Source organism: Streptomyces sp. NBC_00376, from assembly GCF_036077095.1.
In the GTDB taxonomy this organism is placed as follows: domain Bacteria; phylum Actinomycetota; class Actinomycetes; order Streptomycetales; family Streptomycetaceae; genus Streptomyces.
The window spans coordinates 8,763,872-8,789,303 of record NZ_CP107960.1 but is presented as its reverse complement, the minus strand read 5'-3'; the positions used below and the strand labels follow the sequence as shown (position 1 = coordinate 8,789,303).

Here is a 25,432-nt window from a genome sequence, read left to right as displayed (position 1 = left end):
CGCGTACCGCGTCGTCGACCTCGGCGTCGCCGCAGCCCGTGGCCTTGGCCTCCAGGGCGGCGATCTCGGCTTCGATCCGTTCCTCCTTGTGCCTGGAGGCGCTCGCTTCGAGCTTGGTGCCGTCCAGCGCGACGCGGCCCATCTTGACCATGCCGAGCTTGGTGGCCAGGTGCAGGAACTGGGTGAACAGGTCGGCGAGGGCGTCGAGGTGGCGGCGGCGGAACCGGGAGATGGAGCGGAAGTCCGGGGCCTGGTCGGCGGCCAGGTATCGGAACGCGATGTCGTCGGCGCACTTGCGCTCGATCGCCCGTGAGGAGCGCGCCCCGGTGGTGTAGCCGTAGATCAGCAGACGCAGCATCAGCCGCGGGTTGTAGGGCGGGTAGCCGCGCTTCTCGGTGTAGTCCGCCAGGACCGGCCCGAGGTCCAGCACCTCGTCCACCAGGTCGGCGACGAACCGGGCGAGATGGTCCTGGGCAGCCAGTCGTCCAGCGACGGGGGCAGCAGCAGGACCTGGTGCGGGTCGAACGCCCTGAAACGCTTGTCCACCGCCGCCGGACGGCCCTGCGGCTGCTTCGGCCCGACCGGCTCGACCTCGAACTGAGGTTCCCCCGAGATGTGGGGATGGGTGACAGAAGGTCAGATGGGTCTCATGAGAGGAGCCCAGACGATGCCTGCGCCGAGGAAGTACCCGCTGCAGTTGCGTGAGCGTGCGGTACGGATATACCGGACCGCCGAGCCGAAGCCCGTGATCCGCCGCATGGCCGAGGAACTCGGCGTGCACCACGAGGCCCTGCGCAACTGGATCCGCCAGGCCGAGGCCGACACCGGCGAACGCGACGGCCTGCTCACCACCGCCGAGCGTGAGGAGCTTGCCGCCCTGCGCAAGGAGAATGCCCAGCTCAAGCGTGCGAATGAGGTCCTGCGGACAGCCTCGGCTTATTTCGCGGCCCAGCTCGACCCGACCCGGCCCAGGTGACAGCGCTCGTTGACGAGCACCCGCATCTGGGGATCGAGCCCGTACTCCGGGAACTGAACATCCCCTCCTCCACCTACTACCGGTGGCGCCAGGCCGAGAAGGAACCGTGCGAACGGCGCCGCCGGGACGCCGAGCTGACCGGGCGGATCCGGCAGGTCCACGACGAGTCCGGCGGGATCTACGGCTCACCCCGCGTGCACGCCGTCCTCAAGCGTGAGGGCGTCCACGCCGACAGGAAGCGCGTCGAGCGGCTCATACGCAGGCCGGCCTGGCCGGGATCGCCTCCTGGGCCTTCAGATGCGCTCGGTGACCGGGCTCGGCTCGGGAACCGCGGCTTTCTCGACGACTGTTCGGCGTTCGACCAATCCGAGAGCCACACCAGCGATGATGACCATCCCGCCAAGGGCCTGGGTGAGCCGGACTGTCTCCTTGTTGATCACCACAGCACCGAGCACACCGAACACGGGTACCAGGTTGAGAATGTTGACCGAGACGCTCGAAGTCATCCTGCTCAGACCGTAGTTGTAGAGGAGGAAACCGCCGACGGAACACGCCACGGCCAGATAGGTGAGCATCACCGAGGCCGAGGCGTCCGGCACCCGCCAGTCCCCGATCTCCAGGAGTGAGGCGAGCAGGAAGCCGGCGGCGCCTGCCACCGTCTGGTGGTAGGTGAGGTTCACGGCATCCTGCCCCCGGCCCGCATACTTGCCCAACACGTTGTATCCGGCCCACATCAGCCCGCCGAGCAGGAGCAGCACGTCACCGAACCAGCGTGCGCTGCCTCCGACTTCTGCCCCGTTGCGTACGACCAGGAAGGCTCCCAGTGCGGCAAGTAGCACGCCGCAGACCCGGAGCAGCGGCATCCTGGTCCGGAGGAGAGCCAGCTCCAGAAGCATGGTCATCAGCGGATAGGTGGCCACGATCAGGGAGGCGTCTGAGGCGGTCGACAGCTCAAGGCCGATGTTCTCCAGCACGAAGTAGGCCGTGATGCCGAGCAGGCCGCTCAGGTAGATCATCCGCCGCTGGCGGGCATCCGGCGGGGCGGCCGGGTTGCGGCGCATGCGCGCCATGATCGCGAGCAGCACGGCGGCGATAGTGAAGCGGATGGCCCCGATGGTCAGCGGCCCGACGTCCGCCAGCACCTCCTTGGTGACCGCGTACGAGCTGCTCCACAACAGCGCGGCCGCCACGACTGAACAGATCGCCAGAGCCCTCGTCTTCCGTTCTTCCACCGCTGATGCCCTCTCGCCCGGAACCTCGACTCCGCTCTGACCGCACAGCAACGAAGCGAATCATGAACGGGATTTTTGGGGATACGCTAGAAAGCAATCCGGAAGAATGACAAGTCAGACGAATATAATTCGGACTTTGGGGAGTGGAGCTGAATGTGGACGAACTAGATTCGGCGTTGCTGCGACTTCTGCAGCAAGACGGTCGGCGCACCAACCGGGACCTGGCACAGGAGTTGGGCATCGCGCCCTCCACCTGCCTGGAGCGAGTGCGCGCCCTCCGCGAGCGCGGTGTGCTGCTCGGATTCCACGCTGAGGTGGACCTCCCCTCGCTCGACCGAGGGCTGCAAGCGATGATCGCCGTGCGGGTGCGGCCCCCGACGCGTGCGGTCATTGAGCAGTTCAAAGCCTTCGTGGCGCGCATGCCCGAGGTGATCGCGGTCTTCGTGCTGACGGGCACCGACGACTTCCTCCTCCATGTCGCGGTTCGCGACACCGACCAGCTGCATTCCGTGGTTCTGGACAAGCTGACCGAGCGGCAGGAACTCGCAGACGTACGCACCTCGGTGATCTACGGACACCTGCGAAAGAACATCATCGAGCCGATGTGAGGGCGTTACGCGGGAGAACGAGGAGCTGCGCGCGGCCGGCCGTCCCTTGCCATCGGCGGGGGCAATGGCCGAGACCCGGCGGGACGAGCTGGACGCAATCGATCCCGGAGCGGTGCCCGGTATGGAACACCGGGTGGCAACGCTGCTACCGCCTCGTCCAGAACCACATCCAGGCCGGCGGCACGCTCCCGACGACCGACGGCGACGTCGTCGTCCAGGGCGAAGACCTCGGCCGGTGGGTGAACGCGCAGCGGTTCGGGTGGGAGCAGCTCCTGCCCGTGCAGCAGTGGATCCTGGAGAACACCCTTGGGATCGAGGCGGCCAGGGAGGACGAGCGGCCGGTGAAGCGGACGCAGGATGCGCAGTGGGCGGCCAACCTCGCGGCGGCGCGGCAGTTCCACGTCCGTGAGGGGGGCTGCAGGACGATGAGAAATGTTCTCGGGGAGTCTCCGTTGCAAACGGGCCCGTTCGGCTCTTGCAGGCTGGTGGCGCCAGGCGGGAGGGCTGGCGCTGCCCACAGGCGGACGTGGCCTACTTGTACCAGTAGCGGACGCCGCCATGGTGGCTGCAGGTGCCGCGGAACTTCGCCGCGTAGCTGGTGGTCCCGTCCTTGCATTCGGCGGTCGCGCCCGCCGGGTGCGCGCTGCCGGCCCTGCACACGCCGGTGGTGTGCGGTGCGCACGTGGCGGTCGCCTCGGCCTGGACGGCCGGGGCCAGGAGCGCGGCGAAGACGGCGAGCGCGGTGAGGGTGGCGTGGGCGATGCCGCGGCGGTCCGGTGCCGGGAGAGTGCGGATCACGACGTGGGGCCTTCCTGGTTCAGCCCCATGCTGTTGTCGTGGGGTTGGGGGTCGGGGTGGTGGGGTCGCCGCGGAGGAAGAGTGCCTGGGCGGAGGGGTCCTGCTCCTCCCCCGCGGCGAGTCGGGGTGCGGACGGGATCGTCCGGTACTCCGGTGGTCTACCGGGCGGGGATCCTGGCCGGTGATGCCGCCGGGTGGGGTCAGGCGTCGCAGGTGTCGAGCATCCGGGACAGGGCTTCGGACTCGGCCGGGTTGGCGGTGAGCCGGTAGGTGGCCTTCACGCTGATCCAGGCGCGGCTGTAGGTGCACCAGTACGACTCAAGCGGCGGGCGCCAGTCCCCCGGGTCAGCCGGAATGCTCAGAAGGCCACTGGGCCCAGGACGGTCCCGACAGGCGGCCCGGGGACGGGATCGCCGGGAGCTGCCGGGGTGGGCGCGAAGGTGCTGCCGCGGCCCTTTGTCGGGACTCCCGCGAGTTCGTTCTGGTACGGGACTTGAGTAATTTCGAGGCGTGGCACGTGCAGCCGCGTCAGTGCCCGTGAGGCCGGCGCGGGAGCACGCGCCATGGTGCGCTCAGCGCCGGCCGTGTGGGGTGTGTCATCTGAGGAGGTGGGGCGGTTTGCGCGCCCGAGCCCCGTTCAGGGCTGGTTGCGGAGTTTCTTCCTGTCGATCTTGCCAAGGGCGGTGAGGGGCAGCGAATCGGCGAGATGGAGCATTTTCGGGGCCCAGAGTGCGCCCTTGCGGGCGCGGACGTGGTCCATCAGATCCGCTGGAGTGGCCTGCCGTCCGGGGCGCAGGACCACGGTGGCGGTGACGGCTTCGCCCCAGTTTGGGTCGGGGGTGCCGTAGACGGCGCTGGCGGCGACGGCCGGGTGTGTGGCGAGGGCGTCCTCGACCTCGCGCGGGTAGACGTTGAACCCGCCGGTGATGATGGTGTCCTTGATCCGGTCGATGATCGTGATCAGGCCGGTGTCGTCCTGGCGGGCGACATCGCCGGTGTGCAGCCAGCCTCCATCGAGCGCCGTTGCGGTCTGCTCGGGCTTGTTCCAATAGCCGTCCATCACGAGCGGTCCTCGGACGCACAGCTCGCCGGGCTCGCCTGCCGGTACGTGCCGGCCGTGCGGGTCGAGCAGGGCGATCTCCACGCCGGGCATGGGCCGACCGCAGCTGCCCAGGACGTGCGGGTCGTCGCGGTGCTGGGCCGGGTCCAGGACGGTTAGGGCATTGGGGGCCTCGGCCTGGCCGTAGTGCTGGCTGAGCACGGGGCCGAGGAGCTGGTGCGCTTGGGCGAGCCGGGCGGGTGCGGCGGGTGCGGCGCCGTAGAGGACCCAGTTCAACCCCGACAGGTCGGCTGCGGGGAGCCGAGGGTGGTCGAGCAAGGCGTACAGCATCGTGGGGACGACGAACGTGGCGCTCACGCCGTCGCGTTCGATCGCGTCGATGACGTGGTCTGGGTCGAAGGAGGGGTGGAGTTCGAAGCCCGCGCCGTGGAGCAGACCGGGGGCGACCAGGAGCCCGGCGGCGTGCGACATGGGGGTGGTGATCAGGAAGTGGGTGTCCGGCGGCCAGGCCCAGGTGGAGCAGGCCCAGGCGTTGGCGAGCAGTGAGCGGTCGCGCAGCATCACGCCCTTGGGTTCGCCGGTCGTGCCGCCGGTGTAGAAGAGGTAGAGCGCGGGGCCGCGCGGGTCGTCCGGACCGGGGGGTGTGTCGGCGGCGAGGCGGTCGAGTTCGGCGAGGGTGATCGCCTTGGTGCCGTTGGGGCGGGCCCGGGCGGCGAAGCGTGTGTCGTCCACGACCAGGTAGTCGGACGCGCTGTCGCGCAGGACGGTCCGGTCGGTGTCCGCGGTGGCCAGCGGGTGCAAGGCGGCGTAGCGCAGTCCCGCCAGGCAGGCGGCGGCCATGACGGTGAACGCCTGAGGGTTCGGGCCGCACAGCAGGGCGAGCCCGTTGCCGGGCGTGAGGCCCAGTCGTCCGAACGCGGCCGCGGTGCGTTCGATCCGTTCCGCGGTCTCACCGTAGGTCCAGGTGTGTTTTGTCCCGTCGTCGCCGGTGAAGCGGAAGGCGGTGCGCTCGGGCCGCCTGCGCAGCGCCGACAGGATCAGGTCCGCGTAGCCGGGTCTCATCGGGTCCTCCCCAGGATGGTCACGGCGGCCACCGCCTCCTCGATTCCGTAGAGGCCGCCGCCGTTCTCGGCGATGGCGATGCGCGCGTCGGGGACCTGGCGCTCGCCCGCCCGGCCGCGCAGCTGTGTGACCAGTTCGAAGACCTGCGCCAGTCCGGTGGCGGAAACCGGGTGGCCGCGCGATTCGAGTCCTCCGGACGGGTTCACCGGAACGGTGCCACCGAGCGCGCCGGCGCCCGAGGCCGACCACGGGCCGCCGTCGCCGATCGGGCAGAAGCCCAGGTTCTCCACCTGCTGGATCTCGCCGAAGGCGGTGGCGTCGTGGACCTCCGCCACGTCGACGTCCTGCGGACCGATGCCGGCCTTCTCGTAGGCGGCGAGCGCGGCCCGGCGGCCGATGTGCCGTGCGGCGTCGTTCGTCGCCCGGTCGGTGCCCGACAACAGGGCACTGCTCAGTACCGCCACGGCCGACTCGTCACGGGTGGAGTCGGCCCGCGTCACGACGGCGGCGGCGGCCCCGTCGCTGACTGGTGAGCACATCGGCACCGTCAGCGGCCACGCCACCCGCCGCGCCGCCAGGACCTCCTCCGCGGTGAACGCTCGGCGGAAGTGGGCTCGGGGGTTGTGGACGGAGTGGGCGTGGTTCTTCGCCGAGACCGCGGCCAGGTGGGCTTCGGTGGTGCCGAAGCGCTGCATGTGGGCGCGGGCCAGGGAGGCGTAGATCTCCATGAACACCGACCGGTCGCCGTCCACGGACAATTCGGGTGGCAGGGGGTCGGTCAGGGCGGCGAGCGCGGCCAGGGTCTCCTCGCGGTGGGCGACGTCCATGGCCCCGTCGAACACCGCCAGCCCCTGGGCGGGATCGGCGCAGACGAGCTTGTCCACGCCGACGGCCAGGGCGACGTCCGACAGGCCCGCCCGCACGTGGGCGATCGCCAGCCACAGGGCTGTGGCACCGCCCGCGCAGGCGTTCTCCACATTCACCACGGGTACCCCGGCGAACCCGTGCGGGCGCAGGGCGACCTGGCCGGGGATCATGTGCTGGCCGTCGATCGCCTTCTGGCTGACCGTGGCGTGGAAAACGGCGCCGACGTCGGCCGGGGCGAGCCCGGCGTCGCGCAGCGCCTCGTGCGCGGCCTGGCCGGCGAGGTCGCCGGCACCGCGGTCGAGGTGGCGGCCGAAGGAGGTGGCTCCGACGCCGAGGATGAGTGCTTCGCGGTTCATGACACGACCCGGTTGCGCAGCACGCCCAGGCCGGAGACTTCGAGTTCCACGGTGTCGCCGGGTTCCAGGAAGCGACCGTGCTCCAGTCCACAGCCGGTGGGCACGGTGCCCGAGCACAGGATCTCTCCGGCGTGCAGCCGGGTCGACTGGGAGGCGAAGGCGATCATGTCGGCGAAGGTGTGGTGCATGTCGGCGGACGTGCCCCGGCTGGCCTCCTCACCGTTGATGCGGGCGGTCATCGTGAGCAGGTACGGGTCGCTGAGCTCGTCGGCGGTGACGATCCACGGGCCCAGGACGTTCGAGTCGGTGAAGTCCTTGCTCTTGCTCAGGCCCAGCCCGGTGGCGATCTCCTCCAGCTGGGTGTCGCGGGCGCTGAAGTCGTTGAAGATTGTGTAGCCGAAGATGTATGACGGAGCGTCCGCCGTGGGGATGTCCGTGCCGCCGCGGCCCAGCACGCAGGCGAACTCCAGCTCGTAGTCCCGCACCGAGGAGTACGCGGGCCAGTGGATGTCGCTGTCGTGGCCGGTCACGGAGAGCCGGTTGGTCACGTAGTACAGCGGGCGTTCGAGCATGATGGCGGGTAGTTCGACCTGGTCGGCCGGGATGCCCTGGATCCGGGAGCGGGCATTGCGGAAGTGATCCATGAAACTGCCGAAGTCCCGGATCTGTACGGGCCTGGGCAGCGGGGACAGCCAGCGCACCTCGGACGCGGGGACGACCGCTTCGGACGGCGCCTGTTCGGCAAGCCGCTGCAGGGTCTGCCGCACGGGTTCGCCGCCGTCGATGATTGTCTGCATGGTGGTCAGCGCGGGGGCGTGCTCGCCGGTCACCAGGCGGTGGGCTCGGTCGAGCAGCAACAGGCGCTCGCCCTGATCGAGTACGAGCGCGGTCCGCTCGACGCGGTCGTGCTCCACGGTTGCGAGTTTCACGGTCGGTTCCTCTCCTCAACAGGCTGCAGGGGTCGGTCTGCGGGGATCGGGTGTCAGACGAAGGCCACGACGCGGGCCGGGGCGGCGCTCGCGCGGGCGATCTTGATCGGGAAGAACGCCACCCGGAACCCCGACGGGGGCAGCGCGGCAAGGTTCGTCAGCTGCTGGACGATGAAGACCTCCCGCTCGCGGCCGGCCCGGTGGCCGTCCCACAGCACGGAGTTGTCGCCGCTGTCGCGGAACTTGCCCGCCATCACGGAGAAGCTCAGGTCCCAGCCCGCGGCGTCGGTGCCCAGGACCTTGGCCCCGAGGTCGGCCAGGAACAACGTCGACTCGCGGCTCATGCCCGGGTAGCGGAAGAACTCGGGGTCGGACAGCCCGTACCGCTCCTGGCCGGTGCGCAGCAGGACCGCTCCGCCGGCCGGGACCGGGGCGCCGTTGTCGGCGAGGGCGGACTCCAGCGCCTCGACGGTGATCGGGGCGTCCGGTTCGCATCGGTCGCGCAGGTCCAGCACGAGCGCCTCGCACCACAGCTCGTCCAGGGCGATGTCGGTGATGGTGCGGGCGGGCCTGCCCTCGCAGGTCGAGCCGTAGTGCAGCGGGGCGTCGACGTGGGTGCCGAGGTGGGAGTTGAAGTCGGTGAGCAGTTCCGCGCCCCAGCCCTCGCCGTCGGGCAGGTCCTCGACGCTGCAGTGCATGGCGGCGGCGAACTGCTCTCGGCCCTCGCCCGTCGGGTGCGCGTAGGCCACGGCCGGCGCGATCACCGGGGCGAGCGCGCGCAGCTGCTCGGGGAGCCGCTCGCGGTCGGCGGGGTCCAGCGTCCTGGTGAGGTCGATCAGTTCCATGACGAACCCTCCTTAGTTATTGGACGCTCAGCATAGAACTGGACCGATAGCATAGGCAAGAGTTCGCCGCCCGGCGCCGCCCGGCCGGCGTGGCAGAATCGGCCGTGTCAGGCCGCCGCAACGTTGGGAAGGACACCGCGTGGGTGCGACCCGCAAGCAGGAGATCTCCGCCGAGACCCAGCGCCGGCTGGTGGCCGCCGCGTGGGAACTCGCCGCCGAGGGCGGGTCCGCCGCGGCGTCCGTCCAGGCCGTGGCGGAGCGCTCCGGCATCAGCCGGGGCTCCGTGGCCTGGCACTTCGGCTCGAAGGACGGGCTGCTGAAGGCGGTGATCGAGGAAGCGTTCCGATGGGGCTCGGACTTCATGCGCGAACGCCTGGCCGCCGCCGGGCCGGACGCCGGAATCGAGGCGCTGATCGAGGCGAACTTCGCCCTGATGTCCCGGCCCGAGGCGCACATCTTCTCGACACTCCTGATCGAGGCGGTGAGCCGCGAGTCGGCCCTGCGCACGACGTACGCCGAGGAGTACGCCAAGATCCGCGGCCTGTACGCCGACCACCTGCGCGCGACCGGTGCGCACGTCACCGACCCGGAGGCCGTCGCGGCGGCACTGCTCGGCGGCACCCTGGGAATCAACATCCAGCACCGCCTGGACCCGGCCATGAACCGCCGACGGGCTGTGACCGCTATGACGGGCATCTACACGGACGCGCTGTCCGGAACCAGACCTGACACCCCGTCCGGCACCTGACCCACACCCGCCCCCGGGCCGCGCCGGACGAGGCCGGTCACCAGCGCGCCGCCTAAGCCTCGATCCGCCGACGTGGTCTGGGCGTGATCTTCTGACGGGCTTCTGAGCCGGTTTTGGGTCGGCCGATGGGCATGGGCGTGCTGCATCCGCTGGTCTGCCCAGCTTTTCCATGGTTTGGTTCCGGTCGGGCCCTGGCGGGCGGGGTGGGCAGAGACTGTCAGGCGGGTTCGGGTGGGCGGTGTCGAACAGGTGCGTCCAGGCTTTTTGCCAGCGCCAGTTGCGCGGAAGGTACAGGGTGACGCGCTGTGCGGAGCGGGCGATCCGGGCCGGAACCTGGACCAGGAGGGTGGCGGTGGTGGCCTTGGCGTGGAAGGCGGAGGTCAGTGCCCCGGCGGCCCGCAGCAGGTTGTAGGCCATCGCCCACTGGATCAGCCAGGCGGCGTTGGCGTGGAAGTGTCCCGACGGCAGGTGGGCCAGGGCGGAGGCTTTGCTGTCGGCGATGACCTGCTCGACGACGGCGTGGTGCGGTGCTCCCGCTCGGCCTCGAGCGGCGGCGCGGGGGTGTCGGTGACGAACGGGTGGTAGCGCCAGACCGGGAACAACTCGCCCTGCTCGCCGACGACGGCGGGTTTGGCCAGGTCACGGACCCGGCGCACGATCAGCCGGGCCGTGACCCGCTCGCCTTTCTTGCGGCTGGCGAAGGCGGTGTAGGCGGGTATCTCGGCGACCTCGGCGTCCGAGATGAGCTCGCCGGTCTCAGGGTCGGGTACCGCGGTCGGGTAGGTGATCTGCTGCCACGCGGTGTCGGGGATGCTGTGGATGGCCCGTTTGATGGAGGGGTTCATCCCGGTGGTGAGGGAGAAGCGGGCGCCGGACCGGCGGCAGGCGGCGATGACACCGGCGTTGTAGAACTGCGAGTCCGCGCGCAAGATGCGCATGCCGGTGCGGCCGGCCTCGACGGCGGTGGCCAGCGCCTCGCTGACGAATTTCGGGGCGCCCCGGGAGTCGGCTGCTTTGCCGCGGCGCATCCGCACGGTGGCGATCACCGGTCGGGAGGTGGGGGTGCAGATCGTGGCGAGCAGAGGGTGCAGGGTGCGGATACCCTTGAACCGGCCGTACTCGCCACCCTGCTTGGTGCGGCCGTAGACGCGTTTATGGGTGGAGTCGACGTCGATGAACGCCTTCTCGCCGGAGCCGGGCAGCAACGGGGTGTGCGCGGCCAGTTCGCCGAGGAACCTGCGGTGTACCGCGTGCAGTTGGAGGGCGTGACCGTGGGTGAAGGAGCGGAGGAAGGTGCCCAGGGTGGACGGGGCACGGACCTCTTCGAACACGGCCGACATCGCACCGTGGCGCAGAACGTCGAGGTCGTCGATGCTGTCCGCTCCTGCGGCCATGCCGCCCACGATTCCGGTGACCTTGGCGTCCGCCGAGGCACCCGCGCCGTTCTTCGTCCCGGTCAGCCTCACCTTCTCCCTCACCAGCCGGGGCAGACCGCACCGCTCGGCCAGCCGCATCACCGGAACCAGCCCGGCATGCGCGATCAGGTTCGCGTCATCGAAGGCAGCAGAGGCCGCCGCCCGCGTGTGGGAAACTTGCATCTCGGAAGTGCCTTGCTGATTGTGCGTGCTGGAAGCCTGAAGAACTCCCATCATCGCAGTTCGCAAGGCACTTCTTCGTTTTCCGAGACGTTATCCACAAGGCACGGGTCGGTGGATCGAGGCTAAGGGCCCGCAGAACAATAAGTTGCGCACTCCTGCTCTTGACGCCGCAGTTCATGCACGGTGTTCGACAGCAAGTTGATTATCTGCGGGCCCTAACTTGATCTTTAACCTCGGGGCCCGAACGAGTCCTCGCACTTGATCACTCGGACTGGTAACTGCCATACGTGCGGGCGGCCTTCGGCTGAGCATGTGATCCGACCAAGGAACACACAACGCTCAGCACGAAGGCCGTTGGGATGAGTCTGTTGCATCATGCTGTCCGGCAGGATCCGTTTGCGGAACTGTCACGCTTCCGGGGCGAGTTCTATTCCTGTTTGACCAGGCGTGCGGATGCGTTGTTCGAGCTCGCGGACGCCGTGTTGTGCGCCGATGGTCCGGTCCGGTCGTTGGTGGAACTGTCGCTGGTGGGTGAACACCGTCGCGGGCACGGTGGACTCTACGACGCTCTGGCCACGGGCCAGATCGATGTGGCCCGGCTTCGGCGGGCCCTGGCAGCGGTGTCATTGCCGCGATCGGCGGACGGCCGGCTGGTCCTGGCCGTCGACATCACCTGCTGGCTGCGGCCCAGCGCGCACACCTCACCGCAGCGGATCCTGTGCCACACCTACGGGCGGGGCAAGGACCAGCACATTCCCGTTCCCGGCTGGCCGTACTCGGTGATCTGCGCACTGGAAACGGGACGTACCTCGTGGACCGCGCCGCTGGACTCGCTGCGTCTGTCACCTGGCGACGACGCTGCCACCGTCACGGCCGGGCAGATGCGTGAACTCGTCGAGCGGCTGATCGCGCCGGGCAGTGGAAGGACGCCGACCCGGAGATCCTGATCGTGATGGACGCCGGATACGACGTGCCTCGCCTGGCCTTCCTGCTGAAGGATCTGCCGGTTCAGGTGCTGGGCCGGATGCGTTCGGACCGTGTCCTGCGCCGTGCGGCATCGCCCCGCGAGCCCGGTGTCCGGGGCCGTCCGCCTCGCCGTGGCGGCGAGTTCGTCTTCGGCGACCCGGCCACCTGGAACATCCCCGACGTGCAGACGGTGACCGCAACCCGTCTCTACGGCACCGCCATCGTCCGGGCCTGGGACCGGCTCCATCCGCGACTGACCCACCGTTCGGCCTGGACCGCGGAACTGGGCGCCCTGCCGGTGATCGAGGGGACCGTGATCCGCCTGCAGGTCGAGTACCTGCCCAGCAGCGCGACACCGAAGCCGGTCTGGCTGTGGTGGTCGGGCACCGACGCCACCACAGCCGACATCGACCGTCTGTGGCAGGCGTTCCTGCGGCGCTTCGACATCGAGCACACCTTCCGCCTGTTCAAGCAGACCCTGGGCTGGACCTGCCCGAAGATCCGCACCCCCGAAGCCGCCGACCGCTGGACCTGGCTGATCCTTGCCGCCTTCACCCAGCTCCGGCTCGCCCGTCCGCTGGCGGCAGACCTCCGGCGGCCGTGGGAGAAGCCGGTCCCGCTCGGCAGACTCACCCCCGCACGAGTCCGTCGCGACTTTCGGCACCTCCGGCCGAAGGCCGCCTGCCCAGCCGGAGCACCGAAATCCGCTCGGCCCGGCCCGGGACGGCCACCCGGTCGCAGGAACAACCAGCCCACTGCACGCTATGACGTGCACACCGTCCGCAAACCCGACCCCACAAAGCGACACACGAAGAAGACAACGACTCCACGCCCCCGCCGCACAGGTTAAAGATCAAGTTAGGGAGCAACGTAAGAACGCATCTGCGCGACACGTCCGTCGGCTGTCATCCAGTCAGCTGCGGAACTGCCGACGTATCGCCATCCGGCACGCTCGTAGAGGTTGATGGCGGCGATCGCCCCGGCTTCGACTTCCAGAACAGGCCTGAGTCCGTCGGCTGCAGCTGCTTCGATCGCCTTGTCCAGCAGCCTCGCGGCCACCCCTCGTCTGCGGGCACCAGCACTGACGAAGAACCGCGCCACGGACACCAGACGGTGCGAAGGCAGCCCGACAGCCATAGCCAGCGTCTCCCCGGGACGAGCGAGGACCACATGCCCCAGGACAGCCGAACCTTCGACGGCCACCCAGGCATCGAGCATGCTTCGGGGAGTCAGCCAACCCTCCGGATCGACAGGCCAATCCACTGGATAGCGATCTGACGCATGGACCGTGGCGAGCGCCTGGACGCAGCCCTGCATGTGGCTATCGGCGCGAGGACGAATCGTCAGTTCATTCACTCCGGAATCCTGGCACGTCGCCGTTCACGATGAACTCCCCACCCCACAGTCCGCAAACGCGCCGGAAAGCTCCCCGAGCAGCGCCGTGCGGACCTCTATCAGCTCGGGATGCGCTGGTAGACGGCTGGGCGATCAATTCGATGTTCACGGATTCGGGCTCTGGCTCAACTTCTGTGGCCCCGGCCTGACGAGCGCTCCCGCACGTCGGCCCAGGTCAAGGTCGGTTGCGGTGCCGACGGGACGGGATAAGGGGAAGGTGAGGACGCGAAGATTGCATGGAGGTATGGGAGTTAACCCTCACGCCGCCTCCATATATACTGGCGTCCAGTGCAATGTCACATTGCACCTGCATCCTGAGTGCATCAGTGATGCCTATGAACGACGCCTCTGAACAGGGAGAACTACCCTCATGTCTCGTATCGCTCTGCTCGCCACCGCGGCCGTGGGCCTGGCCTTAATCGGCGCGGCCCCGGCCACCGCCGCACACGCCCCCACCACCACTGCCGCCACCGTGACGTGCGGTCCGTCCGCCCTCCGGGTGGGCTTGTCGACCAAGGTGTGCGCCGAAGTCACCGGCAACAGCGTGCAGCTGTACGGCCAGATAAACCTGGCGGGCCCGCCCAGCCCGGGCTCCACGCTCCCGGTCAAGGACCTGACCACGACCCTCACCGGCAACGCCGTCGGCGGCACCTCCCTCGGCCACCTGGTGCAGCCGGTCCGTTTCCAAGCCGCGACCACCCAGGTCCGTGGTGTCGGCGGCACCGTCCCCTGCGGCTCGACCGTCCACGCCGAGTTCACCTTATCCGCCCTCGGCCATCCCTCCAGCCCGGTGACCCTGAACGTTCCGGTCACCTGCTGACGAACGTCCGACACAATGAGCAGGCTGCGCGGCCGGAACCGAACGCGGAGCCTTCCTGCGGCAGCGAGGGCGGTCACTTCGGGCAGCCCTTGAATTCCCCGTTCTCCCACGCTGTGCGGCAGATGGCCCGCCAGGGAGCGGCCCGAAGATGAGGTGACCCCGGCAAGGGGTTTCTCCCTGGCGGGCGGGTAGTCGACGGGCGTGCGTCACGCACGCCCGGCCCCGGTAGGTGTGAGTGTCGACATCGGGGAGCGCGGCCAGCGGCAGCAGGCGCGGCGCCGCGCGGGCGGTGCTGAGCGCGGCAATCGCGTCGCTGACGAGGCCGTCGCGGTGGGTCTTCTCCTGGTGGCCGGCTGCGTAGGTGGCGGCCCGGTCGTCGTGCTGGTCGCCGCATACCGTCCCGGCCGCCCCGCACCCTTGCCTCTCGCAGGTCCACCGGGACCATGTGTCCCGGTGTTCGACCCTGTAGCCCCTGCTGCACCCCACGTGTGCTCTCTTTTTCCGGGCTCGGAAGGGGTCAGTACATCAGCGGGGGTGGTGGTGTGCGGCGGACTCTTCGGGGCCGGCCCTCAAAGAGTGACGGGCGGGCTGGCGCCGGTCCGGGCGCCAGGAGAACAACAACAGCGAGTGACTGGCCTCGGGGTACACTTCCCAGCTCCCAACTCCCCTGCCGCAGTGCGCCTTCCTGGGAGAACGCCCCATCAACCTCCCATGCGTATCAGATATTTGATAGCAATACGGATTACGGCCTCCTAGTAGGGCTTTGTTACGTGTCTGGGCAGGCGGTGGTTCTGGTGGTTTCCTGCTGGTATGAGGGCGGATGAACTCGCTTTGTGTCGTGGCCGGTTGGAGGAGTTCGCCGGGGAGGTGTTCGCTTCGCTGAGACGTGCTGACCAGCGGGTGAAGGGCCGGTTGTATCTGCGGGGTCTGTTGCTGGACGGGCGTCGGAAGTCGATGCAGCCGATGGCTGGGCGTCTGGGTGTGGACCATCAGCAGTTGCAGCAGTTCATGACGTCCTCGACCTGGCCGGTGGGCACAGTCCGCGCGGGGTTGGCCCGCCGTGCGGTCGGGGTGGTGCGTCCGCAGGTGTGGGTGGTGGACGACACCGGCTTCCCCAAGGACGGAGTGTCCTCGCCCGGGGTGGCCCGGCAGTACTCCGGCACCCTGGGCAAGGTCGGCAACTGCCAGATCGGCGTCAGCGTCCATGCCGCCTCCGGCACCGCATCCTGCCCGCTCTCGTGGCGGCTGTTCCTGCCCCAGAGCTGGGACAGCCCAGAAGCGGCGGACCGGCGGGCCCACTGCCGGATCCCCGACGAAGAGCGTCACCGGCCGAAGTGGCAGCTCGCGCTGGACATGCTCGACGAACTGGCAGCGGTCGGACTGTGGCCCGCGGTGCTGGTCGCGGATGCCGGCTACGGCGCGAACGCCGACTTCCGGCACGCGCTGGAAGACCGGGGCCTGGCCTACGCACTGCAGGTCAAGGGCGAACTGACCGCTCATGCCGAGGCGGCCAAGCCCCACCAGCCGCCCTACGGTGGGCTCGGTCCCAGGCCGCTGCCCCGCTACCGAACCCGCCCACTCAGCCTGCGCGAACACGTCCTGGCCGCCGGCCGCGACAAAGCGGTGACGGTCACCTGGCGCAAGGGCTCCAAAGCCGCGATGACCTCCCGCTTCGTGTTCCTGCGCATCCGGCTCGCGGGACGCCGTCCAAAGCCCGCTCCCGACGGTGTCATCGGCCTGACCTGGCTGATCGCCCAGTGGCCCAAGGGTGAGGACGAGCCGGTCAAGTACTGGATATCCAACCTGCCAGCCGACATCCCGGCCCGGGATCTGGCCCGCCTCGCGAAGTTACGGTGGCGCATCGAGCACGACTACCGCGAGCTGAAGACCACCCTCGGACTCGACCACTTCGAAGGCCGCTCATTCACCGGCTGGCACCGCCACGTCACCCTCGTCACCGCCGCCCACCTGTTCCTGACCGAACAGCGGACCTGCCCAAAAGTCCCTGCCAGGGCCTGACCCTCTACCAGGCCCTGGACCTCCTCCAACATCTGCTGGCCACCTGGACCGGAACCTGCCCCACCTGCCAACAACCCACCCCATGGCAGCCCTACGACACCACCTAACAAAGCCCTACTAGGACCCGATCGCCTGACAACCGTCACTCAGTGTGCATGCTCCACGGGAAGTGAGCCAGAACCCGAGAATCGACAGCACCCGGCCAGGACGAAGACGTTGCGCACCCCTGCCAACCATGCGAAACAGCTGCGTGACGCACAGTCAAGGGTTGCGTGGGGCCACCAGGCCGGACTCGTAGGCGAAGACCACGAGTTGGGCGCGGTCACGAGCCTGGAGCTTGGTCATGGCCCGATTGATATGGGCTTTCGCGGTCAGCGGGCTGATCACCATGCGGTCGGCGATCTCGTCGTTGGACAGACCCTGCGCGACCAGGACAACGGCCTCGCGTTCGCGGTTGGTCAGTTCCTCCAGCCCAGCGCCGGTGTCGGTAGAGAGCGGCTGGGCAACGTACCGGTTGATCAGCTTGCGGGTGATCGAGGGCGCGAGCAGGGCATCGCCACGAGCGGCGACGCGTACGGCGTGCAGGAAGTCCACCGGCACCACGTCCTTGACCAGGAAACCGGCAGCGCCGGCACGCAGGGCGTCGAAGACGTACTCGTCCAGGCCGTAGTTGGTCAGGATGACCACGTGCACCCCGGCCAGGGCCGGGTCCGCGGCGATGCGCCGGGTTGCCTCGATGCCGTCGCTGACCGGCATCTGGATGTCGATGAGCGCGACGTCGGGCAGGTGCTCCTTGACGAGTTCCAGGCCCTCGATGCCGTCGGCGGCCTCGGCCACCATCTCGATGTCGCCCTCGAGGTCGAGGAGGGCGCGAAATCCGCTGCGAATGAGGGGCTGGTCGTCGACCAGCAGGACACGGATCACGACGTCCGCTCCACGGGGAGCTCGGCCTGGACGGTGAAGCCGCCCCCGTCACGTGGTTCGGCGCGTAGCCGGCCTCCGAGGGCGGTGACGCGTTCGCGCATGCCGAGCAGCCCGAGGCCGGGCAGCGGGGCGGTGGCCGGCGTCGCCTTGCCGTCGTCGTCGATGCGAATGGCGAGGGAATCCGATAGGCAGTCGATGCGGACCGCCGCGGTGGTGGCGTCGGCGTGCCGGGCGATATTGGTGAGCGCCTCCTGCACGATCCGGTAGACGGTCCGGTCCACCGCGGCCGGTACGTCGTGCTGCCGCCCGTCGATCGTCAGCGTGGCGTCCAGGCCCAACGTCCGGGTTCTTTCCACCAGTTCCACAACGTCATCGAGCCCGCGCGGCGGGGTCGTGTCGTCGTCGCGCAACGCCTCCAGCGTGGCCCGCAGTTCCCGGCTGGCCTCGCGTCCGGCCTCCTGGATCGCAAGCAGCGCTTCCGGCACCTGTTCGCCGAGTCTGCGGGCCACATGGACCGCGACTTCGGCCTGCACCTTGATGACCGAGATCTGATGAGTGAGCGAATCGTGCAGTTCCCGCGCGATGCGCAGCCGCTCCTCATCGGCGCGACGCCGCGCGGTCTCCTCCCGGGTCCGCTCGGCCTCCTCCGCCCGCCGCTCGGCCTGCCGCACCGCCTCCCCCGCGGCGAAGGCGGCGATCAGCCAGGCGATCTCGAGCACGCCGCTGCCCCGCCCGAACGCCTCCCGCACCGGCTCGTCCTGGAAGACCAGCGCCGTGAGGTGGAGAGCGACCAGCATGGTGACGGACGCCGCCACGGTGAGGGCGCGGTGCCCGGCCCGCACCGCGCCGTACACCGCGACCAGATACGAGACGGCGAGCACGTCGAAACCGGCCGCCTGATACCCCACCGCACACAGCCCGGTAACGGCCAGGACCAGAAGCGGAGCCCGGCTGCCGGCGGCCAGCGCCAGCCCGCCGCCCGCCAGGAGCGCATAGCCGAGCAGGTACCTGCTCGCCGTGGAGCTCTCACCGGACAGCCCGGTGCCCACCAGCAGCGCCGCCACGCCGACGGCGACCGCCCAGTCCCAGACACCGGCCGGGACACCGAACCGTCCTCTGTCCATACGCGCACCCTAACCGGACGCCACTACGGGCAAGTCCCGCTCACGAACGAGCGGGCGACTACCGTCCCCGCAGTACCCGCGCGTTGTCTGCCGCACCCGCAGCAGGTGCATGAACCACCGGCAGCAGCGCGAATTGTCTGCGTCCGCTGGACGACTGACGGCGGGGCCGCCGAACATGCTGGGCCGACATCGAATCGCACTGAGGCGATATCGAATCGCAGGAGACAAGGAGGCCTCTCATGGCAGGCCAATCCGTGCTTGCCGTACCGGCAGCCGCGCACATTGCAGTCCAGTCGGCTGCCACTACCGGCCTGACCTCCGGGCGACTGGTGGGCACCACGGCCGCCGTCGTGGCACTGGCCGGCGTGGTCATCGGCGGACTGGCTCTGGCCCGCTCCACCGATCGTCCCGGCACGGGCAACAGGCGAAACAGGGCCATCATGGCCATGGCGGCGGGACTGGTCGGCCTGACCATGGGCGTAGTGAACCTGGCCGTCGCCGACGGTGGCCCCGGCACCGGCAACGGAGTAGTCGCTGGCGCCATCGCCCTGGCACTGGGGCTGATCGGCACGGCTCTCAGCGGCCTGGCACTGACCCGCGCTCGGCGCACCGGCTGACGGCGACGGATACAGGCACCCGTTCGCGCCTGCCTGAAGATCCATCAGACGCCGCCGAGTACAGCGCTGTCGAAACTCGGGTTCCGGCTCACTTTCCGGGCTCTGTCGCCATTTTGGGGGTAGCAGCTGGTTGATCACGGTGAGAGCAGGATGCGGCGTCGTAGAAGGTCGAAGTTGGCTCGGCCGTACATCTGTCTCTTCAGCAGCTTGAACCTGGTGACGTTGCCTTCGGCTGCTCCCGAAGTGTAGGTGGTGGTGAGGGCAGCCTGGATAGCTGCGTGGTCGCGTCGCATGCCGTTGGCCAGGGTGCGGAGTTCGCGTTGGCCGTCGAGGCGGACGTCGGCGATCCAGACATCGAGGCCCAGGTGTTCGCTGCGTCGTTCGCGCACCATGAGTGCAAGACGGCGAGCGTATGTGGTGGTCGTGGCCAGCGCAGGACTCCGCTCGCACAGTTCGGTGAGGCATTTGCGCTCGGTGTCTGTGAGGCGCTCGGGGCGTCTCGTGATCCAGTCGGTGACCCGACGGACGGTCATGTGGGGCAAGGGAGCGGTTTGCGGGATCGTCCCGTTGCGGTAAGGCTTCAGGTGCCGGCGGACGGTGTTGACGTCGCCGCGATAGCCGAGCTGCTGGATCTCCCGGGTAACAGCGGAGGCATTGGTGCAGCCCTCCATCCAGCGGTGGTGCAAGTGGAGGCGGTAATCGTCGATCAGCGTGGGGCGGTGGGTAGCGGCGAAGAGGAGTTCCATGACGTCGGCGGCCCGTGCGAAGCGGTTGACTGTGCCGCGGCTGAGGTGGAGATCGCGTGCGATGGCACGGAGGCTGTCGCCACGTTCGATGCGTTCGTGGACCTGTTGGTGGCGTTCACGAGTGCGGGCGACCAGAGGCCGCGGCCGCCCATGGATGTCCAGCTCCGCGCGGCCTGGGTTCTCCTGAGTCTGGCCGTCTTCGGTCCGGTCGTCGTAGCACGTGAGGCGTTCTCGCAGGACGGCGCGGTGTCGGCCCACGACACGTTCGACTGCTTCGGCCGAATTGTGCAGTAGGTGCCAGGCGTCGGCCACCTGCCGGGCCTGCGGAGCACCCGCTTGGGCTCCGTCGCGGAAGGAGCCAGCGCGGTCGCGGCAGATCATCCGCACCTCGGGATGATCTCGCAGCCAGGACGCGAAGGTGCTCGCGGCGCGATCGGCAAGCACGTCGAGCGGACGGTGGGTGGACATGTCGATGAGGATCGTCGCGTAGGTCCGTCCGCGTCGCACGGCGAACTCGTCGACGCCGAGAAGCGGGACCGAGCCCGAGGACGGGAGCGGCAGCGCGCGGATCAGCCGGAGCAGAGTGTCCTTGCAGGTGCCGGTAGCCATGCGTTCGCAGAGGCGTGCTCCTGCCCGGCCGCCCAGGAACAGGGCCATGTCGGTGAGCTGGGCAGTGAGAGCGTCCGTGCGGCGTGCGTGGCGCCGGGTCAGGTTCGGTATCTGCTCGGCGAACGTCCGCCGGTCGCATTGATCGTTCCCGCACACGAGCCGGCGGGCCCGTAGTTCCAGTCGTACACGCTTGCCTGCGACCGGACGATCCGCCAGAGCCCGCGGGTAGTAGCAGTGCACTTTTGAGGATCTTCGTCCGCAGTCGGGACATGCGGCCGACGCGGCTTGCGACCGCACAGCCAGCCGAACCTCCGTATCCGTGAGTGCCACTTCCTCGACCTGAACCCCGACACCCGGCAACAGAACGTCCGCGACGCGAACCCCACCCATCACACAAGATCGATGCCCAACTACCCCCAAAATAGCGACAGAGCCCGGAATGTGAGCCAGAACCCGCAGTCGTGAACATCCGGCGCGAGCGCGGTCTCGTTCCACCCAGCCGCTCGCACAGGTGCGCGCAGCAGCGCGCATCCCTGGATCCCGTGCAGCGGGGCTCTGCGCCCTGCCGCGCCGGGTGGAATCGTGCAGGTGGTCGGTCTGTGTCTGTCAGCGCTTTCCACGAAGCTGGAATGCTGTGAGCTGCGGTTTTCCAGCGTGGGTCACTGTTCGGGGCATAGCAGGCTGCGGCCTGATCTGACGCGGGAAACGTCCGTTCCCCGGGGTGGAACGGCTCGGGCGGAGTGGTGGAGCGCGCCGTATTCCACCCGCGCGCACGGCACTGGCCTGTTCCTCGCGGTGCTGTTCCACCGTGTGTGCGGAGCTGGAACGGCGCCGTCTGCCGACCGTGACCTCCGCAGGCTCGTGCCCTCGAACCACAGGCTGACGGGAAGCGACAGCCTCTTCTCTGGGGCTGGTCATTCCGTCGCCGCTGACTGAGCAGAACCGGCCCGGCCCTCGCTCAGGCGAATTCAAGGGGCCGGGCCTTCTGCTGGGGCCACTCCTACGAGCACCCACCCCGAGCGGCCAGGGACGCCCTGCGGAGCCAGTCACGAACTCTCTGACGGATACGGCAAACTGTCACACAGTGCAATCGGGGACAAGGTTGCGTTCCATCCCCCCAGACCGTCGCCCGGCAGAAGCTCTGCGCAGTGCCGCCGCGAGGAATCCGGCCGCCGGCCCGGCGGCCGCGCTGACCGAAAGACCATCAGCGGAACGTGGAGAATTCCACCCAGCCGCAGTCGCGCGGTTCTCCTTTTCCACCCGGCCGCTCCCACATGGAACGACCAGGACCCCACTGCCGGCCAGGCCCGCGAACGGCACTGCCCACCACCTACACAATCGGCGCCGAGCAGCGCGGAAAACGCGAGCGAAGTATACACCAAACAGTGACCCACACTGAAAATCCCAGGTCACAGCATTCCACCCGCGCAGTCGGCGCAGGGCCTCACCTCCGCACTCCCCGGCCGGACACCCACTGCCCCAGCAGCTGAAGGCAACGGCTTCCGGGCACGCACGCGGGCTCGGGACAGTAGAAGAGGGTGGGGTGGAATCCCTGGAATTCCACCCCACCCCTGTGCAGCGCTCCGGGTAGCTCGCCCACATTCCACAGCGGTGGAACGTCACACGCCAGCGGCCCGTTTGATCTGCCCGAGGTACTTCCGCACCGTGCCCTCCCGGTATCCGCAGCGCTCTGCCAGGACCGGAGCAAGGGCCTTCGCCGAAAGCTCCTGCTCCTGCGGCGGCAACTGCCTGTAGTGGAATTCCACCCGTGCCGGGCCCGTCAGATGGGAGCCGTCCTCCTGGTCGACCTCGCCCTCGCTGATGCCTGGGGCCGACTCCCCAGCATCCGACTCGTCCTCGTCGCGGGGCTTCGGAACCCGAGCCTGAACGATGCTGCGGCCACCGCTCTCTTCACCGGACGCGTGCACCGTGTGCCGTTCCGTCGCCCGAGTCTGCTCCTGCCAGCTGGCAGCAAGCCCAGGCGGCGTACCGGACTGCTCCCCCGCGTCGTCGTCGGGGCTGCTCGAGAGGGGGCCCTCTTCGTGGCTCTCCTCACTCTCATGGTCGAGGACCGTCTCGGCGGTCGGGCCTGCTGCCGCAGGTGCCGGAACGGCCTCGGGGTCACCCTGGTCCCGCTCCTGGAACAGAGCGACGTAGTCGCGCAGTTCGTCTGCAGTGACGGGCTGCCCGGTGGCGCCCAGGATTCCGTCGCGCTGGTACACGTACTCGGCGAGGGCGGCAGCATCGGGCGAGGAGCCCCGTTCAGCCGCGTACGTGAGCCAGGCGTTGTAGAAGTAGTCGGTCCATGTCTCTTCTTCGGATGCGTCCTGGGAAGCATCGGGCCCGGACCCGCCGTCGGGTGCGGGCGCGCCGCGCTGCTTGAGCACTTGTAGCAGGGGCCGGATCTGCTCGTCGGACAGCGGGTCTCCGGCTGCTGTGGCGATGCCGTACCGGTCCTGGAGCCAGAGTGCGAACTGCGCACTCGTCGGCTCGGAACCATAGGCGCCGATCCAGGCCCGGTAGGCGTCTGCGAGACGTCCGCCAGCCCTGGCATCGTCCGGTGTTGGCTCGGGCTGCGTCCGTACATCGGCTGCTGAAGGCACCTGGAATGACGGATGCGGTTCTCCGGCACGCAGCTGCGTAGATTCCATCTTCTGCGCGGCAGAGGTCTCACCGGCGGGGCTCTGCCTCTGCTTCGGGGCCCGGACGGCCTGGGCCGGGGCCAGGGGGAGCAGGGCGGGTTCGATGCCCGCGGCGGCGAGGCCGGCCTGGGCGGTCTCGCCCAGCGGGACGCCGTACTTCGCCAGGCGCAGCGGCATCAGGGACTCGACGGGGGCCTTGCGGCGCCAGTTGCGGCCGAAGCGGGCCTGGAGGCGGGCCTGGTAGATCAGCCGGTCCTGTTCGAGCTTGATGACCTGCTCGTAACTGCGCAGCTCCCAGAGCTTCATGCGGCGCCACAGCTTGAACGTCGGTACGGGGGAGAGCAGCCAGCGGGTGAGGCGGACGCCCTCCATGTGCTTGTCGGCCGTGATGTCGGCGATCCGGCCCACCGCGTGGCGGGCGGCCTCGACGGAGACCACGAACAGCACCGGGATGACGGCGTGCATGCCGACGCCGAGCGGGTCGGGCCAGGCCGCGGCTCCGTTGAAGGCGATCGTCGCGGCGGTCAGCAGCCAGGCGGTCTGGCGCAGCAGCGGGAACGGGATGCGCAGCCAGGTCAGCAGCAGGTCCAGGGCGAGCAGGACACAGATACCCGCGTCGATACCGATCGGGAAGACCAGCGAGAAGTCCCCGAAGCCCTTCTGGAGGGCGAGTTCGCGCACCGCCGCGTACGAACCCGCGAACCCGATCGCGGCGATGAGCACCGCTCCGGCGACCACGAGACCGATGAGTATCCGGTGGGTGCGTGTCAGCTGAAGCGAAGTGCCCCTACTCATGCACCTGCCGCCGCTCCTGTATCTGCATCATCTGGCCACACTCTCACGAAGGGTTACCCAAGCCATGCACTCCGCGGAGTACGTCGCAGAATCGTCGGCGAATAGTGATCACGGAGTACGCAAACCGGGTAGCCTGCCTCTCGCCAGCCACCCGAACTGCTCTCGAGGTCTAGGCCCAATACCGGTGATTTAGGTGCTCTTCTGGCGTCTGCTGGCGGGTTTGGTGGGCGGGATGAGTGTGATTGCTGCTGCGGGTGGTCGGGGTGGGTTGCGGTGGTGGGTGTGTTTGAGGTGCCAGTTGGCCATCTTGCGTTTGATGACACGGGGGTTGGAGCGTTGCCTGCGGGGTGGCAGGAGTCGTTCCAGCAGCTCACGGATGGTGTGGGTCAGGGCTCGACTGAGTCGTGAGGGGGGAAAGTGCCGCCTGGTCGGTGACGTGGCGGCGAGCGATGCGAAGGGTGCGGGTGAAGGACAGTCTGTCGGGGTCGAGGCCGGCCTGGTGAGCGGTGTGGTGCATGACGTCCCGGAGTGCGTGGTGGACAAGAAGGAAACCGTAGATTTCCTGCTCGACGCCATCGGGGTACTGGGAGCGGAGGACGAGGCGGTGTCCGCCCTGATGGGTCTTGATCTCGTCCAGGGTGTTCTCGATCTCCCAGCGTTGATGGTAGAGGCCCGCCAGGTCGGCCGCAGGGGCCTCCTGCGGGTTGCAGATGGTCGTGATCAGCCGGTAGACCGTGTCGTCGTCCTCGCGGCCGAGGGTGTACTCGATGACGCGGACCCGGACCGGGTCCCGGTGCTTGCGGTCGCCTGCCGCAACGATCTCGGACAGGTAGGAGCCGTCGTCGAAGGCTTCGAGGACCGGGAGCACGATGTTCTTCCGGACGCGCCACAACAGGTCCGCGCCCGTGTCCGAGGCGGCCCGCCACAGCTCGAAGCCGGTGATGCCGCGGTCGGCCATCAGCAGCATTCCCGGCTCGAGCCGGCCCAGCAGGCCGGGAATCAACTGCTGTTCATGAACCGACAGCGGGCCGGTCGCCGCGGCGAACACCGCGTGTGTCCCGCACTCCACCAGCGCAGCGACCCTCACCTGCGGGTAGGCACTGCGCTGCTGTCCCCGGCCCGAGCCGGGCCGGCCGAAGAAATCGCTGCTCGCCCCGGTGTCCGGCACATCGAAGACCGTGCCGTCCACCGCAACCAGACGCCACTGCCGATACCAGGCACCAGCAGTGTCCGGGGCGGCCACCGGCCGGCACACTCGCGCGAACAGCACCTTCAACGGCTCCGGCCCCAATCGCCGGCGGGCCCGGCCGATCGCCGCTGTCGTGGGCACCTGCCACGGTTTCTCCCACCGCCGCACCCGCTCCAGCCCCTGCGTCAGCAGTCGGGCCACCTCCTCATAGCCCTGCCCGGAGAACAGACACATCGCGAGCACGAAATAGACCACCACCCGGGCCGGCAACAGCCGCGACCGCTGTTCCAGACGCCCACACCCAACAACCACCTCATCCACCAACTCGGGCGGAAACACCCGCGTCAGCACACCCAGAGCGATCCGGTCCGACAACCGCTCACCCGACGACTTCACCTGTCCAGGCCTTGGCACACCACACCCAACGACCCACCACCAACAAAGTCACCGGTATTGCCTCTAAGGGCGATTCCGCGCTCCGCGGCCGTAATTGACGGGTCTCCGTCA

18 protein-coding genes and 4 pseudogenes are annotated in these 25,432 nt (G+C 68.9%); 8 read left to right on the top strand and 14 right to left on the bottom strand.

The genetic code is table 11. The features are described 5' to 3' along the window. Positions 1-9 precede the first annotated feature (9 nt). A pseudogene (locus tag OG842_RS39540) lies at positions 10-546 on the bottom strand (transposase); the annotation flags it as partial. A gap of 121 nt (positions 547-667) precedes the next feature. Here OG842_RS39540 and OG842_RS39535 point away from each other — a divergent pair. Together OG842_RS39535 and OG842_RS45405 are read left to right on the top strand one after the other, a co-directional pair. After that, positions 668-976 carry a transposase gene (locus OG842_RS39535; RefSeq protein ID WP_266734039.1) on the top strand — a complete coding sequence of 103 codons (309 nt, stop codon included), beginning with the start codon at positions 668-670 and terminating at the stop codon, positions 974-976. Then, positions 973-1,227 (top strand): annotated as a pseudogene (locus OG842_RS45405) (IS3 family transposase); the annotation flags it as partial. The gene OG842_RS39535 and the pseudogene OG842_RS45405, both read left to right, overlap by 4 nt. 42 nt (positions 1,228-1,269) lie before the next feature. Here OG842_RS45405 and OG842_RS39530 read toward each other — a convergent pair. Further along, the gene (locus OG842_RS39530) at positions 1,270-2,208 is read right to left on the bottom strand and encodes a DMT family transporter (RefSeq protein WP_266734041.1); all 939 of its coding nucleotides are present in this window, start codon (positions 2,206-2,208) and stop codon (positions 1,270-1,272) included. Between the two features lie 155 nt (positions 2,209-2,363). Here OG842_RS39530 and OG842_RS39525 point away from each other — a divergent pair, with 155 nt between their 5' ends. Beyond that, the gene (locus OG842_RS39525) at positions 2,364-2,816 is read left to right on the top strand and encodes an Lrp/AsnC family transcriptional regulator (RefSeq protein WP_266737202.1); all 453 of its coding nucleotides are present in this window, start codon (positions 2,364-2,366) and stop codon (positions 2,814-2,816) included. 531 nt (positions 2,817-3,347) lie between these two features. Here the strand turns inward: OG842_RS39525 and OG842_RS39520 are convergent. The 5 genes from OG842_RS39520 to OG842_RS39500 all read right to left on the bottom strand — a co-directional run bounded on the left by OG842_RS39520 (position 3,348) and on the right by OG842_RS39500 (position 8,733). Then, positions 3,348-3,614, bottom strand: a complete 267-nt coding sequence (locus OG842_RS39520; protein WP_266734042.1) for a DUF3761 domain-containing protein — start codon at positions 3,612-3,614, stop codon at positions 3,348-3,350. A gap of 637 nt (positions 3,615-4,251) precedes the next feature. Next, on the bottom strand, positions 4,252-5,736 hold the full coding sequence (locus tag OG842_RS39515; protein ID WP_266734043.1) for an AMP-binding protein: 1,485 nt from the start codon (positions 5,734-5,736) through the stop codon (positions 4,252-4,254). Beyond that, positions 5,733-6,959 (bottom strand): thiolase family protein, encoded by a 1,227-nt coding sequence (locus OG842_RS39510; protein ID WP_266734044.1) that lies wholly within the window; start codon positions 6,957-6,959, stop codon positions 5,733-5,735. The genes OG842_RS39515 and OG842_RS39510 overlap by 4 nt, the downstream gene beginning before the upstream one ends. After that, positions 6,956-7,888 carry a fumarylacetoacetate hydrolase family protein gene (locus OG842_RS39505; protein WP_266734045.1) on the bottom strand — a complete coding sequence of 311 codons (933 nt, stop codon included), beginning with the start codon at positions 7,886-7,888 and terminating at the stop codon, positions 6,956-6,958. Before OG842_RS39505 ends, OG842_RS39510 begins: the two co-directional genes overlap by 4 nt. A gap of 53 nt (positions 7,889-7,941) precedes the next feature. Continuing rightward, positions 7,942-8,733, bottom strand: coding sequence for a cyclase family protein (locus OG842_RS39500; RefSeq protein ID WP_266734046.1), 792 nt, complete (start codon positions 8,731-8,733; stop codon positions 7,942-7,944). Between the two features lie 139 nt (positions 8,734-8,872). On the opposite strand from OG842_RS39500, the gene OG842_RS39495 reads away from it, so the two are divergent. Then, complete coding sequence (locus tag OG842_RS39495; RefSeq protein ID WP_266734047.1) at positions 8,873-9,481, top strand: TetR/AcrR family transcriptional regulator; 609 nt, start codon at positions 8,873-8,875, stop codon at positions 9,479-9,481. A 219-nt stretch (positions 9,482-9,700) separates the two neighbouring features. Here OG842_RS39495 and OG842_RS39490 read toward each other — a convergent pair. After that, positions 9,701-11,079 (bottom strand): annotated as a pseudogene (locus OG842_RS39490) (IS1380 family transposase); the annotation flags it as partial. A gap of 359 nt (positions 11,080-11,438) precedes the next feature. On the opposite strand from OG842_RS39490, the pseudogene OG842_RS39485 reads away from it, so the two are divergent. After that, positions 11,439-12,895 (top strand): annotated as a pseudogene (locus OG842_RS39485) (NF041680 family putative transposase). Between the two features lie 8 nt (positions 12,896-12,903). On the opposite strand, the gene OG842_RS39480 reads toward OG842_RS39485, so the two are convergent. Next, entirely contained in the window at positions 12,904-13,401 is a 498-nt protein-coding gene (locus tag OG842_RS39480; protein ID WP_266734049.1) for a GNAT family N-acetyltransferase, read from the bottom strand. 409 nt (positions 13,402-13,810) lie between these two features. Between OG842_RS39480 and OG842_RS39475 the strand changes: the two genes are divergently transcribed. Then, positions 13,811-14,260 carry a hypothetical protein gene (locus OG842_RS39475; protein WP_266734051.1) on the top strand — a complete coding sequence of 150 codons (450 nt, stop codon included), beginning with the start codon at positions 13,811-13,813 and terminating at the stop codon, positions 14,258-14,260. Positions 14,261-15,070: 810 nt separating this feature from the next. Continuing rightward, positions 15,071-16,279 carry an IS701 family transposase gene (locus tag OG842_RS39470; RefSeq protein WP_266734053.1) on the top strand — a complete coding sequence of 403 codons (1,209 nt, stop codon included), beginning with the start codon at positions 15,071-15,073 and terminating at the stop codon, positions 16,277-16,279. Between the two features lie 261 nt (positions 16,280-16,540). On the opposite strand, the gene OG842_RS39465 is transcribed toward OG842_RS39470, so the two are convergent. Together OG842_RS39465 and OG842_RS39460 are read right to left on the bottom strand one after the other, a co-directional pair. After that, positions 16,541-17,203, bottom strand: a complete 663-nt coding sequence (locus OG842_RS39465; protein WP_266734055.1) for a response regulator — start codon at positions 17,201-17,203, stop codon at positions 16,541-16,543. Then, a complete protein-coding gene (locus OG842_RS39460) occupies positions 17,200-18,327 on the bottom strand; it encodes a sensor histidine kinase (protein WP_266734056.1) in 1,128 nt (375 codons plus the stop codon). The genes OG842_RS39465 and OG842_RS39460 overlap by 4 nt, the downstream gene beginning before the upstream one ends. Before the next feature lie 239 nt (positions 18,328-18,566). Here OG842_RS39460 and OG842_RS39455 point away from each other — a divergent pair, with 239 nt between their 5' ends. Then, positions 18,567-18,944: a DUF6223 family protein gene (locus OG842_RS39455; protein ID WP_266734057.1), complete on the top strand. Its 378-nt coding sequence runs from the start codon at positions 18,567-18,569 to the stop codon at positions 18,942-18,944. Between the two features lie 134 nt (positions 18,945-19,078). On the opposite strand, the gene OG842_RS39450 is transcribed toward OG842_RS39455, so the two are convergent. The 3 genes from OG842_RS39450 to OG842_RS39440 all read right to left on the bottom strand — a co-directional run bounded on the left by OG842_RS39450 (position 19,079) and on the right by OG842_RS39440 (position 25,339). After that, positions 19,079-20,689: an ISL3 family transposase gene (locus OG842_RS39450; protein WP_266737203.1), complete on the bottom strand. Its 1,611-nt coding sequence runs from the start codon at positions 20,687-20,689 to the stop codon at positions 19,079-19,081. 1,229 nt (positions 20,690-21,918) lie between these two features. Then, positions 21,919-23,736: a DUF2637 domain-containing protein gene (locus tag OG842_RS39445; RefSeq protein ID WP_266734058.1), complete on the bottom strand. Its 1,818-nt coding sequence runs from the start codon at positions 23,734-23,736 to the stop codon at positions 21,919-21,921. 370 nt (positions 23,737-24,106) lie between these two features. After that, positions 24,107-25,339, bottom strand: a complete 1,233-nt coding sequence (locus tag OG842_RS39440; protein ID WP_266734059.1) for an IS4 family transposase — start codon at positions 25,337-25,339, stop codon at positions 24,107-24,109. Between the last annotated feature and the right edge of the window lie 93 nt (positions 25,340-25,432).